Genomic DNA, 17,426 nt, shown 5'->3' with positions numbered 1-17,426 from the left:
ATGCGGACGGCTCGGGCCGTCCCTACTCGACCTCGATCATCTCCGCGTCGGCCTTGCGCAGCGTGAGTTCATACCCCCGGACGGTGACCTCCATCGGATCGCCCAGCGGCGCGACCTTGCGCACATAAACCTCCACGCCCTTGGTGATCCCCATGTCCATGATCCGTCGCTTGATCGCCCCCGCGCCGCCGATCTTCACAACGCGCACGGTGTCGCCGCACTTCGCGGATCTCAAAGTCTGCACATCCATTCCCCCTTTTTTTATCAGACCATGATCTTGTTCGCCATCTCGCGGCTCAGGGCCACGCGGGATTCCTTGACGTTCACGATCACGTTGCCGCTGATTTGCGCCACCACCATCACGGGCGTACCGACCACAAAACCCATGTTCTCCAGATGCCGCCTCGTTTCGACGCTCCCGCCGACCTTCTTGACGCAGTTATGCTCGCCCGCCCTCGCCAATGTCAAAGGCATCATGCCACCTCCTCGCTTCTCTGGTAGACGGCGCCAACGGCAGCCGGAAAAGGATCGGTTAGGGTAAACTAACTTCTGTCCGCCAGTTTAGCACCGCAGGCCGCGCTTGTCAATGGGGGGACGGGCTCTTGGTTAGCCGTCGCTAATATTTTACATGCCGCGAACCCCGCTTTTTCGACGCCGACTCAACATGGTTCAAGCCAAAGAAGGTACTCAAGAGGGCACCCGGAAAGGGTATCAAGAACACTGTGCACGATTTTCGAATAGTGTATCCCGGACCCCATCCCCAATGGAGGTGAAAACGCTTGAATAACGCTCAATTTGAATTGCAATGCGAGCGATGCATCCCTCAAGAAACCTGCATTCATTGCGTCCAGCTTGCGACCGCATATGTCCCGTTTCAAAAGTTCTGCGGCGTATGGTCGCCGTGCAGATCATTGACGACGGGGACGGCTTTTCCGGAACTCTTCAGCCCTTATCATAAGAGGGAATACGTCAATCTGGAGCCCGAAGCGACATGCCCGGAAGGCGGGCGCCGCGAACGCAGGCCCTGCGGGCAGCAAGAAAGGAGGCTTTGCTATGGATAGGGACTCGATTCTCCGGGAGTTGATGGCGCTGGATTTCATGGCTGTCGATCTGGCGCTGTTCCTGGACACCCACCCGGACGACACCGACGCGCTGCGCCGGTACAACGAGATTCTGGAGCGCGCCGACGAATTTCGGGAGCAATACCAAAGACTATGCGGTCCGCTGTATTCGTTCCGCTCCCTTAACCCCGGAAGCTGGAAGTGGAACGAGGACCCGTGGCCATGGCAATATGGTTTCAATGTTGACTTGCCGGAGGAGTGCTGCTGAATGTGGATCTATGAAAAAAAACTGGAGTACCCTATCAAAATCAAGAATCCGGATCCCCGGATGGCCAAGGTCATCATCACCCAGTACGGTGGGCCGGATGGGGAATTGGCGGCGTCTCTCCGGTACCTGAGCCAGCGGTTTTCGATGGTAACGCCCGAAGCCCGCGCGGTGCTCAACGACATCGGCACCGAAGAGCTTGCGCACCTGGAGATGATCGGCAGTATGGTCAAGCAGCTGACGAAGAACGCCGGCATTGATGCAATCAAGGCGGCGGGAATGGACGCCTACTACGCCGACCACGACAAGGCGATTTACCCGGTCAGCGCCGCCGGGGTTCCGTTCACGGCCGCATATCTCCAGTCCAAAGGCGATCCGGTTGCGGACCTGACGGAGGATATGGCCGCGGAGCAGAAGGCGAGAGCCACCTATGAATGGCTGATTAACCTCGCCGATGATCCCGACGTCATCGAGCCGCTGAAGTTCCTCCGGGAGCGCGAGGTGGTACACTTCCAGCGATTCGGGGAAGCGCTGAGAATCGTGCAGGATTTCCTTGAGAGCAAGCGGGTTTTTCCTGGCGGCTTGGATTTATAACCCGTCCAGCACCGCGTCGGTCATCTGTCGGCAAGTGATGTGCGCGCCGCCGGCGGCGATGTCGCGGGTGCGATGGCCGGCGGCGAGCGCCGCTTCCACTGCGGCCTCGACCGCATCGGCTTCGGCGGCGAGGCCGAAGGACATGCGCAGCATCATCGCGGCCGACAGGATGGTTGCGATCGGGTTGGCGAGGCCCTGGCCGGCGATGTCGGGCGCGGAGCCGTGGATCGGCTCGTACAGGCCGCGCGTGCCGTCGCCGAGCGACGCCGAGGCCAACAGGCCGATCGAGCCGGTCAGTTGGGACGCCTCGTCCGACAGGATGTCGCCGAAGATGTTGCTGGTCACGATCACGTCGAATTGCGACGGGCGCGCGATCAGCTGCATCGCGGCGTTGTCGACCAGCATGTCGGTCAGCTGCACGTCGGGGTATTCGTCTGCCAGCTTATGCACGCTCTCGCGCCACAGCCGCGACGATTCGAGCACATTGGCCTTGTCCACCGAGCACAGCAGCCCCCGGCGCCTGCGGGCGGCCTCGAAGCCGATGCGCGCGATGCGCTCGATCTCGCCCGCGCCGTAAGCCTCGGTGTCGAACGCGGTCTCGCCGAACGGGCCGTGCTTGCGCCCGCTCTCGCCAAAGTACATGCCGCCGGTCAGCTCGCGCACGATCAGCAGGTCAAAGCCGGTTGCCGCCAGGTCCGCTCGCAGCGGGCAGGCGGCGCGCAGCATGGGCAAGAGCCTCGCCGGGCGCAGGTTGGCGTACAGCCCCATGGCCTTGCGCACGCCCAGCAGCGCCCGCTCCGGGCGCAGGTGGCCGGGCAGCACATCCCACTGGGGGCCGCCCACCGCGCCCAGCAGCACGCTGTCGCTGGCGAGGCAAGTATCAAGCGTTTTCTGCGGCAGCGGCTCGCCGGTCGCGTCGATCGCGCAGCCGCCGGCGAGTACCGGCTCCACCTCGAACGCGTGGCCGAAGCGCTCGCCCACGACCCTCAAGACGGTAAGCGCCGAGGCGACGATCTCCGGGCCGATGCCGTCGCCCGGGATGGCGGCGATGCGGTACTTCACAGCGATCCCTCCTTCATTGCGTTCATCAGGCCGCCGGCGTCGATGATCTTCGTGAGGAATGCCGGAAACGCCGGGAATACGGCCTGCTCGCCGGTGGTCAGGTTTTGAAGCACGCCGCGCTCAAGGTCGATCGACAGACGGTCGCCGGTTTCGATCGCGGCGTCGCATACCACGATCGGCAGCCCGATGTTGACGGCGTTGCGGTAGAAGATGCGCGCGAAGCTTTTGGCCACCACGCAGCTGACGTGCGCGTACTTGATCGCGAGCGGCGCGTGCTCGCGCGACGAGCCGCAGCCGAAATTCGTGCCGCCCACCAAAATGCCGTTCTCGGGCAGCTTGTTCAGGAAGTCGGGGTCGAGGTCCTCCATGCAATGCGCGGCGAGTTCCTTCGGGTCGGCGGTGTTCAGGTAGCGCGCCGGGATGATGACGTCGGTGTCGATGTTGTCGCCGTAGCGGATGGCCTGCGCCTCGATTTTCATATCGGTGCCCCCTTTACAATTCGTCCGGCGTTGCGATCCTGCCCGCGACCGCCGAGGCGGCGGCCACCCACGGCCCGGCCAGGTACACCTCGCTCGCAGGGTGTCCCATGCGGCCGACGAAGTTGCGGTTGGTGGTGGCGACGCAGCGCTCGCCCCGGGCCAGTATGCCCATGTGCCCGCCAAGGCACGGCCCGCAGGTGGGCGTGGACACCGCGCAGCCGGCGTCGAGGAAGATGTCAAGCAGCCCGAGCTTCATCGCGTCGCGATAGGTCTGCTGCGTGGCCGGGATGATGATCGCGCGCACGTGCCTCGCCACCTTGCGCCCCTTGAGCACCTCGGCGGCGGCGATCAGGTCGGACAAGCGCCCGTTGGTGCAGGAGCCCACGACCACCTGGTCGATCGGCACTTCGCCGTATTCGCCGCGCGCCTTGACGTTGCTCGGCAAATGCGGGAAGGCCACGAGCGGCGTGAGGTCTGCAAGGTCGACGGTCAGTTCGCGCGCGTAGACCGCGTCCGGGTCGGCCTCATAGGCGCGCGGGGCTTTTGCGCCGCGTTCCCCGAGATAATCGAGCGTCGCCTGATCGACCGGGAAGATGCCGTTCTTGCCGCCGGCCTCGATCGCCATGTTGCAGATGCACAGCCGGTCGTCGATCGTGAGGCCCGCCACGCCCGGCCCCGTGAACTCGAGCGACTGGTACAGCGCGCCGTCCACGCCGATCTCGCCGATGATGTGCAAGATGATGTCCTTGCCGCCCACATGCGGGGGCGGATCGCCGGTCAGCGTCACGCGGATGGCCTCGGGTACGCGCAGCCAGACCTTGCCGGTGGACATCGCAAAGGCCATGTCCGTCGAGCCGACGCCGGTCGAGAACGCGCCCAGCGCGCCGTAGGTGCAGGTATGGCTGTCGGCCCCGATCACGAGGTCGCCCGCGGTGACCAGCCCCTTTTCGGGCAGCAGCGCGTGCTCGACGCCCATCTCGCCCACGTCGTAGAAGTGCTCGATGCCGTGCTTGTTCGCGAATGCGCGCACCTGCTTGGCCTGCTCGGCCGCCTTGATGTCCTTGTTGGGGGTGAAGTGGTCGAGCACCAGCGCGATGCCCGTCGGGCTGAACACCCGCGTACAGCCGGCCTTCTCGAACTCGTTGATCGCGACCGGCGAAGTGATGTCGTTGCCGAGCACCAGGTCGACCGAGGCCGACACGACCTCGCCCGCGGTCACGCTCGCCTGCCCGGCGTGCGCGGCCAATATCTTCTGCGTCGTCGTCATGCCCACGGAATTCACCATCCTTCCTGTTTGTGCAGGATGTATTCGATGGAGTCGGAGAGCGCCTGCCAGCTGGCCGCGATGATGTCGTTGTCGACGCCCACCGTGGTCCAGACCGACTGGCCGTCGGTACTCTCGATCAGCACGCGCACGATCGCGGCGGTCGATTTCTCGCCCGACAGCACGCGCACCTTGTAGTCGGTCAGCCGTACGCGGTTGAGCTCGGGGTAGAACAGACCCAGCGCCTTGCGCAGTGCGCGGTCGAGCGCGTTGACCGGGCCGTTGCCCATGGCCGCGGTGACCTCCTTGCGGCCGTCCACCTCGACCGACAGCACCGCGACCGCGCTCTTCTCGGCGTCGGGCGGCGGGAACTCGCCGTTGGTGCGGTACATGCCGAGCCTGAAGTGGGGCGTGAACCGCCCGAGGCACTTGAGGATCAGCAGCTCGAAGCTGGCGTCGGCCGCCTCGAACTGGTAGCCCTGATGCTCGAGCTCCTTGAGCTTTTCCACGATCAGATGAGTTTCGGGCGAGTCCTTGGTCAATTCCGGCGCGATGTGGGAGAACTTCGCCAGCACGGTGTTGCGACCCGACACCTCGCTCATCAAAAAGCGCCGGCGGTTGCCCACGGCCTCGGGATCGACGTGCTCGAACGAGCGCGCGTCCTTGAGTACCCCGTCGATGTGCATACCGCCCTTGTGCGCGAAGGCGCTCTTGCCCACGTAGGGCTTCGAGCGCGGCGTCGCCATGTTGGAGATGTCGCTCAGGCGCATCGCGGTCTCGGTCAGCTTCGAAAGGTCGGGCACACAGGCGTAGTTTTGCTTCAGTTGAAGGTTGGGGATCAGCACGCTGAGGTCGGCGTTGCCGCAGCGCTCGCCGATGCCGTTGAACGTGCCCTGCACGTGGCACGCGCCCGCCTCGACCGCCAGCATCGTCGAGGCCACCGCGCAGCCGATGTCGTTGTGGCAGTGTATGCCGAGCTTGAGCTTCGGATGGCGCAGCGCCGCTTCGCGGGTGGCCGCCTGCACTGCGGACGGCGTCGCGCCGCCGTTGGTGTCGCACAGGCACAAAACGTCCGCGCCGGCATCCGCGGCGGCGGAGAGCACCTTGAGCGCGTAGTCCGCGTTGTTTCGGTGGCCGTCAAAGTAGTGCTCGGCGTCGAAGATCACTTCGAGCCCGCGGCGCTTGAAAAAGCCGACGGTCTCGCGCACCAGGTCGAGGTTTTCCTCGAGCGAGACGCCGAGGATGCCGCGCGCGTGCATGTCCCAGGCCTTTCCGAAGATCGCGACGACGTCGGTGCCGGCGGCCAGCAGCGACTGCACATTTTGATCGTCCTCGGCGCGTATCCCCTTGCGGTGGGTGCTGCCGAACGCGCACAGCCGCGCGTTTTTCAGCCGCATGCCCTCGACCCGGCGGAAGAATTCGATGTCCTTGGGGTTGGAGCCCGGATTGCCCGCCTCGATGTAGGCCACGCCGAACGCGTCGAGCGCCTGCACGATGTCCAGCTTGTCCTGCACGGAGAAGGAGATGCCCTCGCTCTGCGCGCCGTCGCGCAGCGTACTGTCGAAGATTTCGAGCTTCATGGCGCAAATCCCTTCTTTAGAAATCGACCGCCTATACCAATTTGTTCATCCCCGCGATGTAGGCCAAAATGCTGGCCTCGAGGATGTCGGTGGACAGGCCGCGCCCGACGACGGTGCGGTCCTCGCAGCGGATGCGCACCATGGCCTCGCCCTGCGCGTCCTTGCCCTCGGACACGGTGTGGATCGCGTAGTCGTCGAGCGAATGGGGCTCTTCGATCTTCATGATCTTGTCGACCGCGTTGAACGCCGCGTCGATCGGGCCGTCGCCCAGGCATACCTCTTCGATCAGCGCGCCTTCGTGCTTGAGCCGCACGACCGCCGAGGAGGAGGAATGATTGCCGCTGTATACGGTGAAGCGGTCGAGCGCGTACGCGCCCTGCGCGTGCAGCCCCTGGTGGCTGACCAGCGCCTTCAGGTCGCCGTCGCCCACGGTATTCTTCTTGTCGGCCAGCACCTTGAAGCGCGCGAACAGCTCGCTCAGCTCATCCGCGCTCAGCGTATAGCCGAGCTCCGACAGCCGCGCCTCGACCGCGTGACGGCCCGAGTGCTTGCCCAGCACCATCTTGTTTTGCACCAGGCCCACCGACTGCGGCGTCATGATCTCGTAGGTCTCGCGGTTGGCCAGCACGCCGTGCTGGTGGATGCCCGCCTCGTGGGCGAAGGCGTTGCCGCCCACGATCGCCTTGTTGATCGGCGCCTTTATGCCGAGGATGTTGTAGACCATGCGGCTCGTGTTGTAGATGCGCGTGGTGTCGAGGCCCACGCCCACCGGGTAGCGGCCCGGGCGGATGCGCATCGCCATCGCCACTTCCTCGAGCGCGGCGTTGCCGGCGCGCTCGCCGATGCCGTTGATCGTGCCCTCGACCTGCGTCGCGCCCGCCGCCACCGCCGCCAGAGAGTTGGCGACCGCCATCCCCAGGTCGTTGTGGCAGTGCACCGACAGCGTAACGGCGTCAATGCCGGGCACATGCTCTTTGAGGTACTCAATCAGCATGCCCATCTCGGCGGGCGTGGTGTAGCCCACGGTGTCGGGAATGTTGATCGTGCCCGCGCCCGCCTCGATCGCGGTTTTGACCGCGCGGGCCAGGAATTCCGGCTCGCTGCGCGTGGCGTCCTCGCAGGAGAACTCGACGTCCGCGCACTTGGTTCGGGCGTAGGCCACCGATTCGCCGATCAGCTCGATCACCTGCTCGGGCGTCTTGCGGAGTTTAAACTCCATGTGCACGGGCGAGGTGGCGAGGAAGATGTGGATGCGGGGGCGGGCCGCGTCCTTGAGCGCCTCCCATGCCGCGTCGATGTCCTGCCGGGTCGCGCGGGCGAGGCCCGCGACGGTCGTGTATTTGAGCGTATTCGCGATCTCGCGCACCGACTCAAAATCGCCGGGCGAGATCACCGGAAAGCCCGCCTCGATCACGTCCATGCCCATGCGCTCGAGCGCGCGGGCGATGTCCAGCTTTTCGCCGAGCGTCATGCTGCAGCCGGGGGCCTGCTCGCCGTCGCGCAGCGTGGTGTCGAAGAATTTCACATTGCCTTGCATGGAACTCACGCTCCTGTCTGTAAGATTGCGCCCCGGTCGGCCGATTGGGCCAGCGCGGCGTAGCGCTTGAGGTAGCCGGTCAGCGGGGGGCGCTCGGGCGGCGTCCGGCGCGCGCGGCGCCCGTTCAGTATATCATCGGATACCATCAGGTTCAACCGTCTTAAGGGGATGTCGATCTTAATCACGTCGCCTTCCTCCACCAGCGCGATCGCGCCGCCGCTCGCCGCCTCGGGCGACACGTGGCCGATCGCCGCGCCGCGCGTCGCGCCCGAGAAGCGCCCGTCGGTAATCAGCGCCACGCTCGAGGCCAGGCCCATGCCCGCGATGGCCGAGGTGGGGGAGAGCATCTCGCGCATGCCGGGTCCGCCGCGCGGGCCCTCGTAGCGGATCACCACCACGTCGCCGGGCCGGATGCGGCCCGCGTAGATCGCGCGGATGGCGTCCGGCTCGCCGTCGAACACGCGCGCCGGGCCGCTGTGGGTCAGCATCTCTTCGCTCACCGCGCTCTGCTTGACCACCGCGCCGCGCGGGGCCAGGTTGCCGTACAGGACCGCCAGTCCGCCGGTCGGCCGGTAGGGGCTGTCGATCGGACGGATGACCTCGGGGTTGCGGTTCACGACGCCCGCGAGGCTGTCCGCGAAGCTCGATCCCGACGCGTTCAGCGCGCTTGCGTCGATCAGGCCGGCATGAAGCAGCTGCGCCATCACCGCGTACACCCCGCCGGCGTGGTGCAAATCCTGCATGTGGTGCGCGCCCGCCGGGGCCAGGCGGCACAGATTGGGCGTCCTGGCGCTGGCCTCGTTGATTATCTTGAGGTCGAACGGCACCTCGGCCTCCGCGCAGACGGCGGCCAGGTGCAGCGCCGAGTTGGTCGAGCAGCCCAGCGCCATGTCCACGGCCAGCGCGTTGTGAACCGCCGTTTCGGTCAGGATGTCGCGGGCGCGGATGCCCGATTCCAGCAGCCGCATCACCTGCTCGCCGCTTTGCTTGGCGAAGCGGATGCGCTCGGCGTAGACGGCGGGGATCGTGCCGTTGCCGCGAAGCGAAAGCCCCAGCGCCTCGGTCAGGCAGTTCATCGAGTTGGCCGTGAACATGCCCGAGCAGGAGCCGCACCCGGGGCAGGCCGATTCCTCGACCGCGTGAAGCCGCGCCTCGTCGATGGTCCCGGCTTTGAGCGCGCCCACGGCCTCGAACACGCTGTTGAGGTCGAGCGGCCCGTCCGGGCCGGCAAGCGACAGCATCGGCCCGCCCGAGGCGAACAGACAGGGCAGGTTCAGCCGCGCCGCGGCCATCAGCATGCCGGGCACGACCTTGTCGCAGTTGGGAATGAACACCAGCGCGTCGAAGCAGTGCGCGCGCGCCATGCACTCGATCGAATCGGCGATCAGCTCGCGCGTACACAGCGAGTAGCGCATGCCCTCGTGGCCCATGGCGATGCCGTCGCACACGCCGATCACATTAAATTCCAGCGGCGTGCCGCCCGCCGCCAGCACGCCGTCCTTGACGGCGCGGGCGATCTGATTCAGGTGGGTATGGCCGGGCACCACCTCGTTGAACGAGTTGGCGATGCCGACGAGCGGGCGCCCGATTTGCGCGTCGGTCAGCCCGCAGGCCTTGAGCAGCGCGCGGTGCGGCGCGCGCTCAGGTCCTTTCTTGATTTGATCGGAACGCATGCTATTCCTCCCCGCCGGAATTCCAGCTCATCTTGGCGCGCAGCGACTTGCCGGTTTGTTCGACCTGGCTCTCGCGGGCCATGCGGCGCATCGCGTTAAAGTGCGGCCGGCCGGCCTGGTTTTCGAGGATCCAGCCGCGGGCGAACGTGCCGTCCTGAATCTCGGAAAGCACCTTTTTCATTTCTTTCCTGGTGTCGTCGGTGACGATGCGCGCACCGGTCACGTAGTCGCCGTACTCGGCGGTGTCGCTGATCGAGTGGCGCATGAACGTGAGGCCGCCCGCCACGACCAGGTCGATGATCAGCTTCATCTCGTGTACGCACTCGAAGTAGGCGCTCTCGGGCTGGTAGCCCGCCTCGACCAGCGTGTCGAAGCCCGCCTTCATCAGCGCCGTGACGCCGCCGCACAGCACCGCCTGCTCGCCGAACAGGTCGGTCTCGGTCTCCTCCTTGAACGTGGTCTCGAGGATGCCGGCGCGCGCGCCGCCGATGCCGTAGGCGTAGCACAGCGCCTTCTGCCGCGCCTCGCCGGTGGCGTCCTGATAGACCGCGATCAGGTCGGGCACGCCGCGCCCCTCGAGGTACTCACTGCGCACGGTGTGGCCGGGGCCCTTGGGCGCGACCATGATTACGTCGACATCTTTGGGCGGCACGATCTGGCCGTAGTGGATGTTGAAACCGTGGGCAAACGCCAGCGCGCTGCCGCTCTTCAAGTTGGGCTCGATGTCTTTTTTGTAGAGCGCGGCCTGTTTCTCGTCGTTGACCAGGATCATCGTGAGGTCGGCCTGCGCAACCGCCTCGGCGGTCGTCGTGGCCTTGAGCCCGGCTGAGCGCGCCTTTTCGAGCGAGGGCGAGCCCTCGTACAGCCCGACCACCACGTCGTATCCGCTGCCCGCCAGGTTCAGCGCGTGCGCGTGGCCCTGGCTCCCGTACCCGATCACCGCGATCCGCTTGCCCTTGAGCAGTTCCCTGTCGCAATCCGCCTCGTAATACAGCTTCGCCATGGTTCAACACTCCTTATCGTCATTGTGAAGGATATACCCGCTTCGGCCGATGGCCGTCATGCCGGTGCGGCATAGCTCGGTGACCTCGTAGGGCGTGAGCAGCTCGAAGAAGGCGTCGATCTTGGACTTTTCGCCGGTCAACTCGACGATCATCGAGTCCTGCGACAGGTCCACCACCTTGGCGCGGAACACCGACACCGCCTCCTGGATCCGGCTGCGCTGCTCGTGGGTGGCGCGGATCTTGATCAGCATCAGCTCGCGTACGACCGTGCGCTCCGGATCCATCACCTGCACCACCCTGACGTCGTGCAGCTTTTCGAGCTGCTTGACGATCTGCTGGCGCAAATAGTCGTCGCCGGTGGCCGCGATCGTGATGCGCGACAGCTGAGGGTCTTGCGTCACGGCGACCGATAGGCTGTCGATGTTGAAGCTGCGCCGCGCGAACAGCCCCGACACGCGCGTCAGCACGCCGGCCTCGTTGTTGACCAGCACCGACAGGATGAATTGCCTCGCGTCCATGCTCTGCCCCCCTTCTCAGTACAGAATGATGTCGTCGATCGTGCCGCCCGGCGGGATCATCGGCAGCACGCGCTCGTCGGGGTCGATCTTGACGTCGAGCAGCACTGGGCCGTCGGCGCCCAGCGCGCGCTCGAGCGCCGCGTCGAGCTCGCCCAGTTCGCCCACGCGCAGCCCTTCGGCCCCAAACGCCTCAGCCAGGCGCACGTAGTCGGTCTGCCGGTTGAGCGTGGTCTGGGAATACCGCTTGTCGAAGAACAGCGTCTGCCACTGGCGCACCATGCCGAGCGCGTTGTTGTCGAGCAGCACAACGGTCAGCGGCAGGCGGTTGGTGACCGCGGTGGCCAGCTCGTTCATGTTCATGTGGAAGCTGCCGTCGCTGGTGAACAGCACCGTGCGCCTGCGCCCGGAGCCGATGCACGCGCCGATCGCCGCGCCGAGGCCGAAGCCCATCGTGCCCAGGCCCCCCGAGGTGATGAAGCTGCGCGGGCGGTTGAACCTGTAGTACTGCGCGGTCCACATCTGATGCTGTCCGACGTCGGTGGCGACCAGGGCGTCTTTGGGCGCGCGCCTTTGGACGGCCTCGATCACGAGCTGCGGGTTCAGGCGGTCGGACCCCATGTCCAGCCGGCTGTCGGGGCTCTCCAGGATCTCGCGCACCCGCTTGAGCCAGCCGTTCTCACGGCGTTCCAAGCCGAGGGCCAGCAGCTGCCCGAGCAGCCGCTTCACGTCGCCGGTCAGCGAGGCGTAGGCCGGGATATTCTTGCCGATTTCGGCCGGGTCGATGTCGATGTGCAGCACGCGGCGCTGACCCTGCGCGAACGAGACCTGGTTGCCGATCGCGCGATCGGAGAAACGGGTGCCGACCGCGACGATCAGGTCGGCCTCGTACATGGCGCGCGACGCGGCGTAGCGGCCGTGCATGCCGGTCATGCCGAGGAACAGCGGGTAGTCCTGGGGCGCGCAGGTCAGCCCCATCATGCTCGAGCCGATCGGCGCGTGCAGCCGCCGCGACAGCTCGAGCAGTTCCTCCGACGCGCCCGCGCCGACCGCGCCGCCGCCCGCGTAGAGGAAGGGGCGCTCGGCCTCGCGGATCAGCGCCGCCGCGCGCTCGATGTCGGCATCGCAGGCGGGCGGGTGGCTGGGCGTCAGATCGGGCGCTTCGGGCGCGTACTCGGCCCTTGAGAGCTGCACGTCCTTGGGGATGTCGATCAGCACCGGGCCGGGGCGGCCGCTGCGCGCGATGCGGAACGCCTCGCGCACGGTCGCGGCCAGCTTGCGTACGTCCTTCACGATGTAGTTGTGCTTGGTGATGGGCATGGTCACGCCGGTGATGTCCACCTCCTGAAAGCCGTCGCGGCCGATCGCGGTCGAGGGCACGTTGCCGGTGATGGCGACGAGCGGCGTGGAGTCGAGGTGCGCGGTGGCGATGCCGGTCAGCAGATTGGTCGCGCCCGGGCCCGAGGTGGCGATCACGACGCCCACCTTGCCGGTCGCGCGGGCATAGCCGTCGGCCGCGTGGGTCGCGCCCTGCTCGTGGCAGGTGATGTAGTGGGTGATCCGGTCGGCGTTTTTGTACAGCTCGTCGTAGATGTTCAGCACAAAGCCGCCCGGATAGCCGAACACGGCGTCGACGCCCTGTTCCACCAGCGTCTCAATCAGGATCTGCGCGCCTGTCCGTTGCATTGAGAATCCCCCTTGCTGTATTGCTGTATATAAAAATCCCCCGCCGATGCGTTGCACTTCGGCAGGGGATCAAGCATTGATTCGCTTCTTGGGCCCTAGGGCCCCTATCCGCGCGTACAACAACCTGTATCCCCGGCCCTAATTAGAATCAGGCCGGAGATCATAATAACCAGGATGCCGACGACGGACAGTTGAAGCATGTTTGTCTCCTCAAGACGGATTTTGATGGACTATACCATGTGCGTCCGGCACTGTCAAGCGCGGTTTGTGAAATTCCAAGGGATTTAACAAATGGGCGGCTGCTGCGCCGCGATTTCTTTGAGCATCTGCCCGGCGTTGGTGTCGGGCTTGACATTGGCGTACGCGCGCGTAATCATGCCCGCTTCGTCGATCAGGTAGGTGGTGCGCACCGTGCCGATCGACAGCTTGCCGTACAGCTTTTTCTCCTTGCGCACGTCGTAGGCCAGGTGCACGGTCAGATCAGGGTCGGACAGCAAGATGAAGTGAAGCGCGTGCTTGTCGGCAAAACCCCTGTGCGAGCGGACGCTGTCGCGGCTGACGCCGATCACCGCCGCGCCCGCCTCCTCAAACGCCGGGTATTCGCGCGCGAACGCGCACGCCTGCCGGGTGCAGCCGGGCGTATTGTCCTTGGGGTAGAAGTACAGCACCACCTTCCTGCCGCGAAAGTCCTTGAGCCTGACGGGCACGCCGTCCTGGTTGAGGAGCTCGAAGTCGGGTGCGGGGGTGTTGACGGGCAGCATGGGACACCTCCTCAATATTTCATGGGATCGCCGTTGAGCGCGGCTTCGGCCAGCCGGTCGCCTTCGTAGCGCAGCTTGAGCGAAAAGAACGGCATATCCTTTTCCAGCAATTCAAAGAAGATCCGGTCGCCGGGCCACAGATTGAGCCCGGACACCGCGCCTTTGTCCACCCACTTGAGCTCGCCCTCGTCACAGACCCTCAATGCGCCCTCGAATCGGTCGGCGGTGAACAGGTGCATGTACTCGGTCGGCCATTTGTCCGACACGAATGTCACCAATCCCCGGTAGCGCATGCGCGTGAGCGTCAGTCCGGTTTCTTCCAGCGCCTCGCGCCTCGCGCATTCCTCCGGGCTTTCCCCGTCTTCGAACTTACCGCCGACGCCCACCCACTTGCCTTCGTTCAGGTCGTTTTGCTTCTTGATCCGGTGCAGCATCAGGTACTGCCCGTCCTTTTCCACATAGATCAGCGTGGTATTGATCATTTGCCTTCGCCCTTTCCGCGCATGCGCAGCGCGCCGCCAAACGCGGCGCCCACCGCCAGACCGGCCGCGATCGCGCCGGACAGCGTGAGCGTGCGCGCGCCGCCCTCGCCAAACGCCGGCCAGTCGCTCGACACCGCACTCAGCATCGTATGGTACAACAGCCCGCCGGGGATGAGCGGGATCAGCGCTGGCACCAGAAACTGGGTCGCGGGCGAGCGCCTAAGCCGCGCCATCCCCTGCGCGTACAGCGCCGAGGCCAACGACGCCAGCGCGGTCGACGCCGCTTCGCCCAGCCCCGCCGCCAGTGCCGCCAACAGCATCGCGTGGGCCATCAGCCCGCCCAGCGCCGCCGGCAGTACGTTGCGCCCGCGTACGTTGAACAGCAGCACAAACCCCAGCGAACCGAAAAACACCGCCGAGAGCGACAGCGCGGCGTTCACAGCAGTCCTCCCGCCAGCGCAAAGCCCAGCGCGATCGCCACCGCGGTCACCATCGCCTCGATCAGCCGAATCAGCCCGGTCAGCGTGTCGCCCGACAGCATATCGGTCAGCGCGTTGGTCAGCGTAAGGCCCGGGGTCAGCAGCATGATATTGCCGATCGCGACCTTGTCGAAGCTGACCTGCAGCCCCAGCCGCACCGCCAGCATGGCCAGTGCGCCGCCCGCAAACGCACCCAGAGAACCCGCCAGGATGCGGTTGAGGCGCATGCCCTCGGCCGCGCCCACCACAACGCGCAGCCCCGCGCCGATCACGGCCGACAGCAGCGCGTCCATAGCGCCCCCGCCGAAAAACAGCGAAAACGCGCCCGAAATCAGCGCGTAGATCAGGCATTGCTGAGCCGGGTCGTAGCCGGGTAGCTCGCGCATGCGCTCGAGCGCCGCGCACACCTCGCCGCGCTCCGGCCGGTTCAGACAGATTTCCCGCGAGAGCGCGTTGAGCCGGTCGAGCCTGCTTAGGTCGATCTTCTGATCATGGATGCGCCGGGTTTGGGTGAACAACGCGCCGCCCCCCATATCGAGGGTGGCCACGATGCTGCTGGTGACGCTGAACACGTCGGCGCGCTTGGCGCCGTAGGCGCGGCCGATCCGCCCGACTGTGTCTTCCACCCGGCGCACCTCCGCGCCGCAGATCAGCATCTGCTCGCCCAAATCGAGCGCCGTGGACAGCGCGTCCATTCCGCTCCCTCGCATTCGGCCGCGGCCGGATGCGAGGGAGGGATTACGGGGGAACCGGATTGCTGAAAACCCCGCGGGGTTTTCCGCGCGCAATCCGGCTGGCAGAAATGATTCCGAGTCGGGCGGGCAAGCTCGCCCTTTATCGCAGTCCACAGGCACCGGCGGAGCCGGCACCTGCGATTGAACATGGAGGGCCTCGGCCCTCCAAACCCCCCGGAGGGGCGCGCGCGCGGCCTTGTGCGCCATGTTACGCCTCCGGTTCAACCGGCGCCTCGGGGGCGGGCCGGTTCAGTATCTCCATAAACTCGTCGCCGAGCAGCGTCTCCTTCTCGAGCAGCACGCTCGATAGCTCGTAGAGCTTCTGCGAATTCTCCTTCAGGATGCGCGTGGCGTCCTCGTATGCCTGCTTGACCAGCAAGGCCACCTCGTGATCCACGCGCGCGGCGGTGTCGGACGAGCAGCTCATCTGCCCTTCGGTGTTCAGGTACTGGCCGGCCCCGGTCTCGAGCGCCATCATGCCGAACTCGTCCGACATGCCAAAGCGCGTAATCATGGCGCGCGCCAGCTTCGTCATCTGCTCGATGTCGTTGGCCGCGCCGGTGGTGCTGGTGCCGAACGCGAACTCCTCGGCGGCGCGCCCGGCCGCGTACACGCGTAGGCGGGCCAGCAGGTCCTCGCGCGAGTTGATTACATGCTCGTCCTCGTCCACCTGCATCGTGTAGCCGAGCGCGCCCGAGGTGCGCGGGATGATCGTGATCTTGGTGACCGGCGCGGCGTGCTTCTGCCGGGCCGCGACCAGCGCGTGGCCGATCTCGTGGGCGGCGATCATGCGCCGCTCCTTCTCGGGCACGACCAGGCTCTTGCGCTCGCTGCCCGCGATGACCGTATCGACCGCGGCTTCGAGGTCGTTTTGCTCCACGGCCTTGTGCTTGACGCGCACCGCGCGCAGCGCCGCCTCGTTCATGATGTTCGCCAGGTCCGCGCCGCTCGCGCCCACAGTGGCCTTGGCGACTGTGAACAGGTCTACGTCGGCGGCCAGCGTGATCGGGCGCGCGTGCACGCGCAGCACCGCTTCGCGCCCTTTAAGGTCGGGCAGGTCCACGGTGATGCGCCGGTCGAACCGGCCGGGGCGCAGCAGCGCCTTGTCGAGGATTTCCGGGCGATTGGTCGCGCCCAGCACCACGATGCCCTTGTTCGGGTCGAAGCCGTCCATCTCGGCCAGCAGCTGGTTGAGCGCCTGCTCGCGCTCGTCGTTCGCCGAAATGCCGATGGTGTCGCGCTTCTTGCCGATGGCGTCGATCTCGTCGATGAACACGATGCAGGGCGCCTTGTCGCCGGCCTGCTTGAACAAGTCGCGCACCCGCGCCGCGCCCTGGCCCACGAACATCTCCACAAACGCCGAGCCCGACACGAAGAAAAACGGCACGCGTGCCTCGCCCGCGACCGCCTGGGCGATCAGCGTCTTGCCGGTACCGGGCGGGCCCACGAGCAGCGCGCCCTTGGGCAACTTCGCGCCGATGGACTTGTACTTCTCCGGCTGATGCAAAAAGTCGACCAGCTCGCTCAGCGCCTCCTTGGCCTCGTCCTGGCCGGCCACGTCGGAAAACATCTTGCGCGACTCGTTGAGCTCGTAGAGCTTCGCGCCCGATTTGCCGAGCCCCATCGCGCCGATCCCGCCGCCGGTGCCGCGCAACATGCGCACGAGCATGAAGATCAGAAGCCCCGACATGGCCAACTGCATCAGTACGCCCAGCAGACCTAGCAGCGAGAACGAACGGGGATCCTCGCCGCCGAACCTGACGCCGCCGTGCAGCAGCCGCTCGACCAGGTTGGGGTCGTTCACCGCGTTGGTCTGGTATCGGGTCGGCATCCATTGCCCCATAGCCTTGCCGGTAAATTTGATGATCGACGCGCCGATCTCGGCGGTTTCCACCTGACCCTTGGCCACCATGTCGGCAAAGTCAGAATATTCCACCGTCTTGACCTCGGGGGACATCATGCTCGACATGGCGTAGTAGTTGAGCGCCATCATCACGGCGATGGCGATCGCTATGTATATCCAGCGGTTGGTGGGCGGCTTGAACGGTTTGTTGTTGTTGTTCATTCGCATGCTCCTTCGCTTCTATAGGCGCTATTGTAGAAGATCGCGCGCGGGCTGTCAATCGATCTCGGGGGAAACTAACACGCGCGCCAAAAATTGTCGATTGGCGGTCACAATTGCTTTTTAACATATTTGCACCTTGCTTGAATCACACAAAAATGTTAAGATTAAGTGCAATGCTAACGGGA

19 protein-coding genes are annotated in these 17,426 nt (G+C 65.6%); 3 read left to right on the top strand and 16 right to left on the bottom strand.

All coding sequences use genetic code 11. The annotated features are described in order from the left end of the window. Positions 1–22: 22 nt before the first annotated feature. Both ACH6CV_RS01240 and ACH6CV_RS01235 read right to left on the bottom strand, forming a co-directional pair. Positions 23–250, bottom strand: a complete 228-nt coding sequence (locus ACH6CV_RS01240; RefSeq protein WP_456356335.1) for a FeoA family protein — start codon at positions 248–250, stop codon at positions 23–25. A gap of 14 nt (positions 251–264) precedes the next feature. After that, positions 265–477 (bottom strand): FeoA family protein, encoded by a 213-nt coding sequence (locus ACH6CV_RS01235; protein ID WP_456356334.1) that lies wholly within the window; start codon positions 475–477, stop codon positions 265–267. A 302-nt stretch (positions 478–779) separates the two neighbouring features. Between ACH6CV_RS01235 and ACH6CV_RS01230 the strand changes: the two genes are divergently transcribed. The 3 genes from ACH6CV_RS01230 to ACH6CV_RS01220 are packed head-to-tail and all read left to right on the top strand — an operon-like array spanning position 780 to position 1,920. Next, on the top strand, positions 780–1,061 hold the full coding sequence (locus ACH6CV_RS01230) for a spore coat associated protein CotJA (RefSeq protein WP_456356333.1): 282 nt from the start codon (positions 780–782) through the stop codon (positions 1,059–1,061). After that, complete coding sequence (locus ACH6CV_RS01225; RefSeq protein WP_456356332.1) at positions 1,054–1,329, top strand: spore coat protein CotJB; 276 nt, start codon at positions 1,054–1,056, stop codon at positions 1,327–1,329. The genes ACH6CV_RS01230 and ACH6CV_RS01225 overlap by 8 nt, the downstream gene beginning before the upstream one ends. Next, the gene (locus ACH6CV_RS01220) at positions 1,330–1,920 is read left to right on the top strand and encodes a manganese catalase family protein (protein ID WP_456356331.1); all 591 of its coding nucleotides are present in this window, start codon (positions 1,330–1,332) and stop codon (positions 1,918–1,920) included. Here ACH6CV_RS01220 and leuB read toward each other — a convergent pair. The 14 genes from leuB to ftsH all read right to left on the bottom strand — a co-directional run bounded on the left by leuB (position 1,915) and on the right by ftsH (position 17,241). Beyond that, entirely contained in the window at positions 1,915–2,982 is a 1,068-nt protein-coding gene (gene leuB, locus ACH6CV_RS01215) for a 3-isopropylmalate dehydrogenase (protein WP_456356330.1), read from the bottom strand. The genes ACH6CV_RS01220 and leuB overlap by 6 nt on opposite strands. Then, positions 2,979–3,461, bottom strand: a complete 483-nt coding sequence (locus ACH6CV_RS01210; protein ID WP_456356329.1) for a 3-isopropylmalate dehydratase small subunit — start codon at positions 3,459–3,461, stop codon at positions 2,979–2,981. The genes leuB and ACH6CV_RS01210 overlap by 4 nt, the downstream gene beginning before the upstream one ends. 13 nt (positions 3,462–3,474) lie before the next feature. Next, positions 3,475–4,734: a 3-isopropylmalate dehydratase large subunit gene (gene leuC, locus ACH6CV_RS01205; RefSeq protein ID WP_456356328.1), complete on the bottom strand. Its 1,260-nt coding sequence runs from the start codon at positions 4,732–4,734 to the stop codon at positions 3,475–3,477. A gap of 5 nt (positions 4,735–4,739) precedes the next feature. Further along, positions 4,740–6,305, bottom strand: coding sequence for a citramalate synthase (gene cimA / locus ACH6CV_RS01200; protein ID WP_456356327.1), 1,566 nt, complete (start codon positions 6,303–6,305; stop codon positions 4,740–4,742). A gap of 31 nt (positions 6,306–6,336) precedes the next feature. Next, the gene (locus ACH6CV_RS01195; protein WP_456356326.1) at positions 6,337–7,842 is read right to left on the bottom strand and encodes a 2-isopropylmalate synthase; all 1,506 of its coding nucleotides are present in this window, start codon (positions 7,840–7,842) and stop codon (positions 6,337–6,339) included. A gap of 5 nt (positions 7,843–7,847) precedes the next feature. Continuing rightward, the gene (gene ilvD, locus ACH6CV_RS01190) at positions 7,848–9,515 is read right to left on the bottom strand and encodes a dihydroxy-acid dehydratase (RefSeq protein WP_456356325.1); all 1,668 of its coding nucleotides are present in this window, start codon (positions 9,513–9,515) and stop codon (positions 7,848–7,850) included. Between the two features lies 1 nt (position 9,516). Beyond that, positions 9,517–10,518, bottom strand: a complete 1,002-nt coding sequence (gene ilvC, locus ACH6CV_RS01185) for a ketol-acid reductoisomerase (protein ID WP_456356324.1) — start codon at positions 10,516–10,518, stop codon at positions 9,517–9,519. Between the two features lie 3 nt (positions 10,519–10,521). Beyond that, a complete protein-coding gene (ilvN, locus tag ACH6CV_RS01180; RefSeq protein ID WP_456356323.1) occupies positions 10,522–11,037 on the bottom strand; it encodes an acetolactate synthase small subunit in 516 nt (171 codons plus the stop codon). A gap of 15 nt (positions 11,038–11,052) precedes the next feature. Next, positions 11,053–12,720, bottom strand: a complete 1,668-nt coding sequence (gene ilvB, locus ACH6CV_RS01175; RefSeq protein ID WP_456356322.1) for a biosynthetic-type acetolactate synthase large subunit — start codon at positions 12,718–12,720, stop codon at positions 11,053–11,055. A 284-nt stretch (positions 12,721–13,004) separates the two neighbouring features. After that, positions 13,005–13,481 (bottom strand): peroxiredoxin, encoded by a 477-nt coding sequence (locus ACH6CV_RS01170; protein ID WP_456356321.1) that lies wholly within the window; start codon positions 13,479–13,481, stop codon positions 13,005–13,007. Between the two features lie 11 nt (positions 13,482–13,492). Then, entirely contained in the window at positions 13,493–13,963 is a 471-nt protein-coding gene (locus ACH6CV_RS01165; RefSeq protein ID WP_456356320.1) for an NUDIX hydrolase, read from the bottom strand. Continuing rightward, positions 13,960–14,403 carry a threonine/serine exporter family protein gene (locus tag ACH6CV_RS01160; protein ID WP_456356319.1) on the bottom strand — a complete coding sequence of 148 codons (444 nt, stop codon included), beginning with the start codon at positions 14,401–14,403 and terminating at the stop codon, positions 13,960–13,962. The genes ACH6CV_RS01165 and ACH6CV_RS01160 overlap by 4 nt, the downstream gene beginning before the upstream one ends. Beyond that, positions 14,400–15,137: a threonine/serine exporter family protein gene (locus ACH6CV_RS01155; protein WP_456356318.1), complete on the bottom strand. Its 738-nt coding sequence runs from the start codon at positions 15,135–15,137 to the stop codon at positions 14,400–14,402. Before ACH6CV_RS01155 ends, ACH6CV_RS01160 begins: the two co-directional genes overlap by 4 nt. Before the next feature lie 247 nt (positions 15,138–15,384). After that, positions 15,385–17,241: an ATP-dependent zinc metalloprotease FtsH gene (gene ftsH, locus ACH6CV_RS01150; protein ID WP_456356317.1), complete on the bottom strand. Its 1,857-nt coding sequence runs from the start codon at positions 17,239–17,241 to the stop codon at positions 15,385–15,387. Positions 17,242–17,426: the final 185 nt, after the last annotated feature.

Origin of the sequence: Anaerozeibacter quisquiliarum (assembly GCF_051162045.1) — a bacterium.
GTDB lineage: Bacteria > Bacillota > Clostridia > Christensenellales > Aristaeellaceae > Anaerozeibacter > Anaerozeibacter quisquiliarum.
Note: the sequence above shows the minus strand (reverse complement) of the source record. Positions and strands in the feature narration are given on the sequence as shown.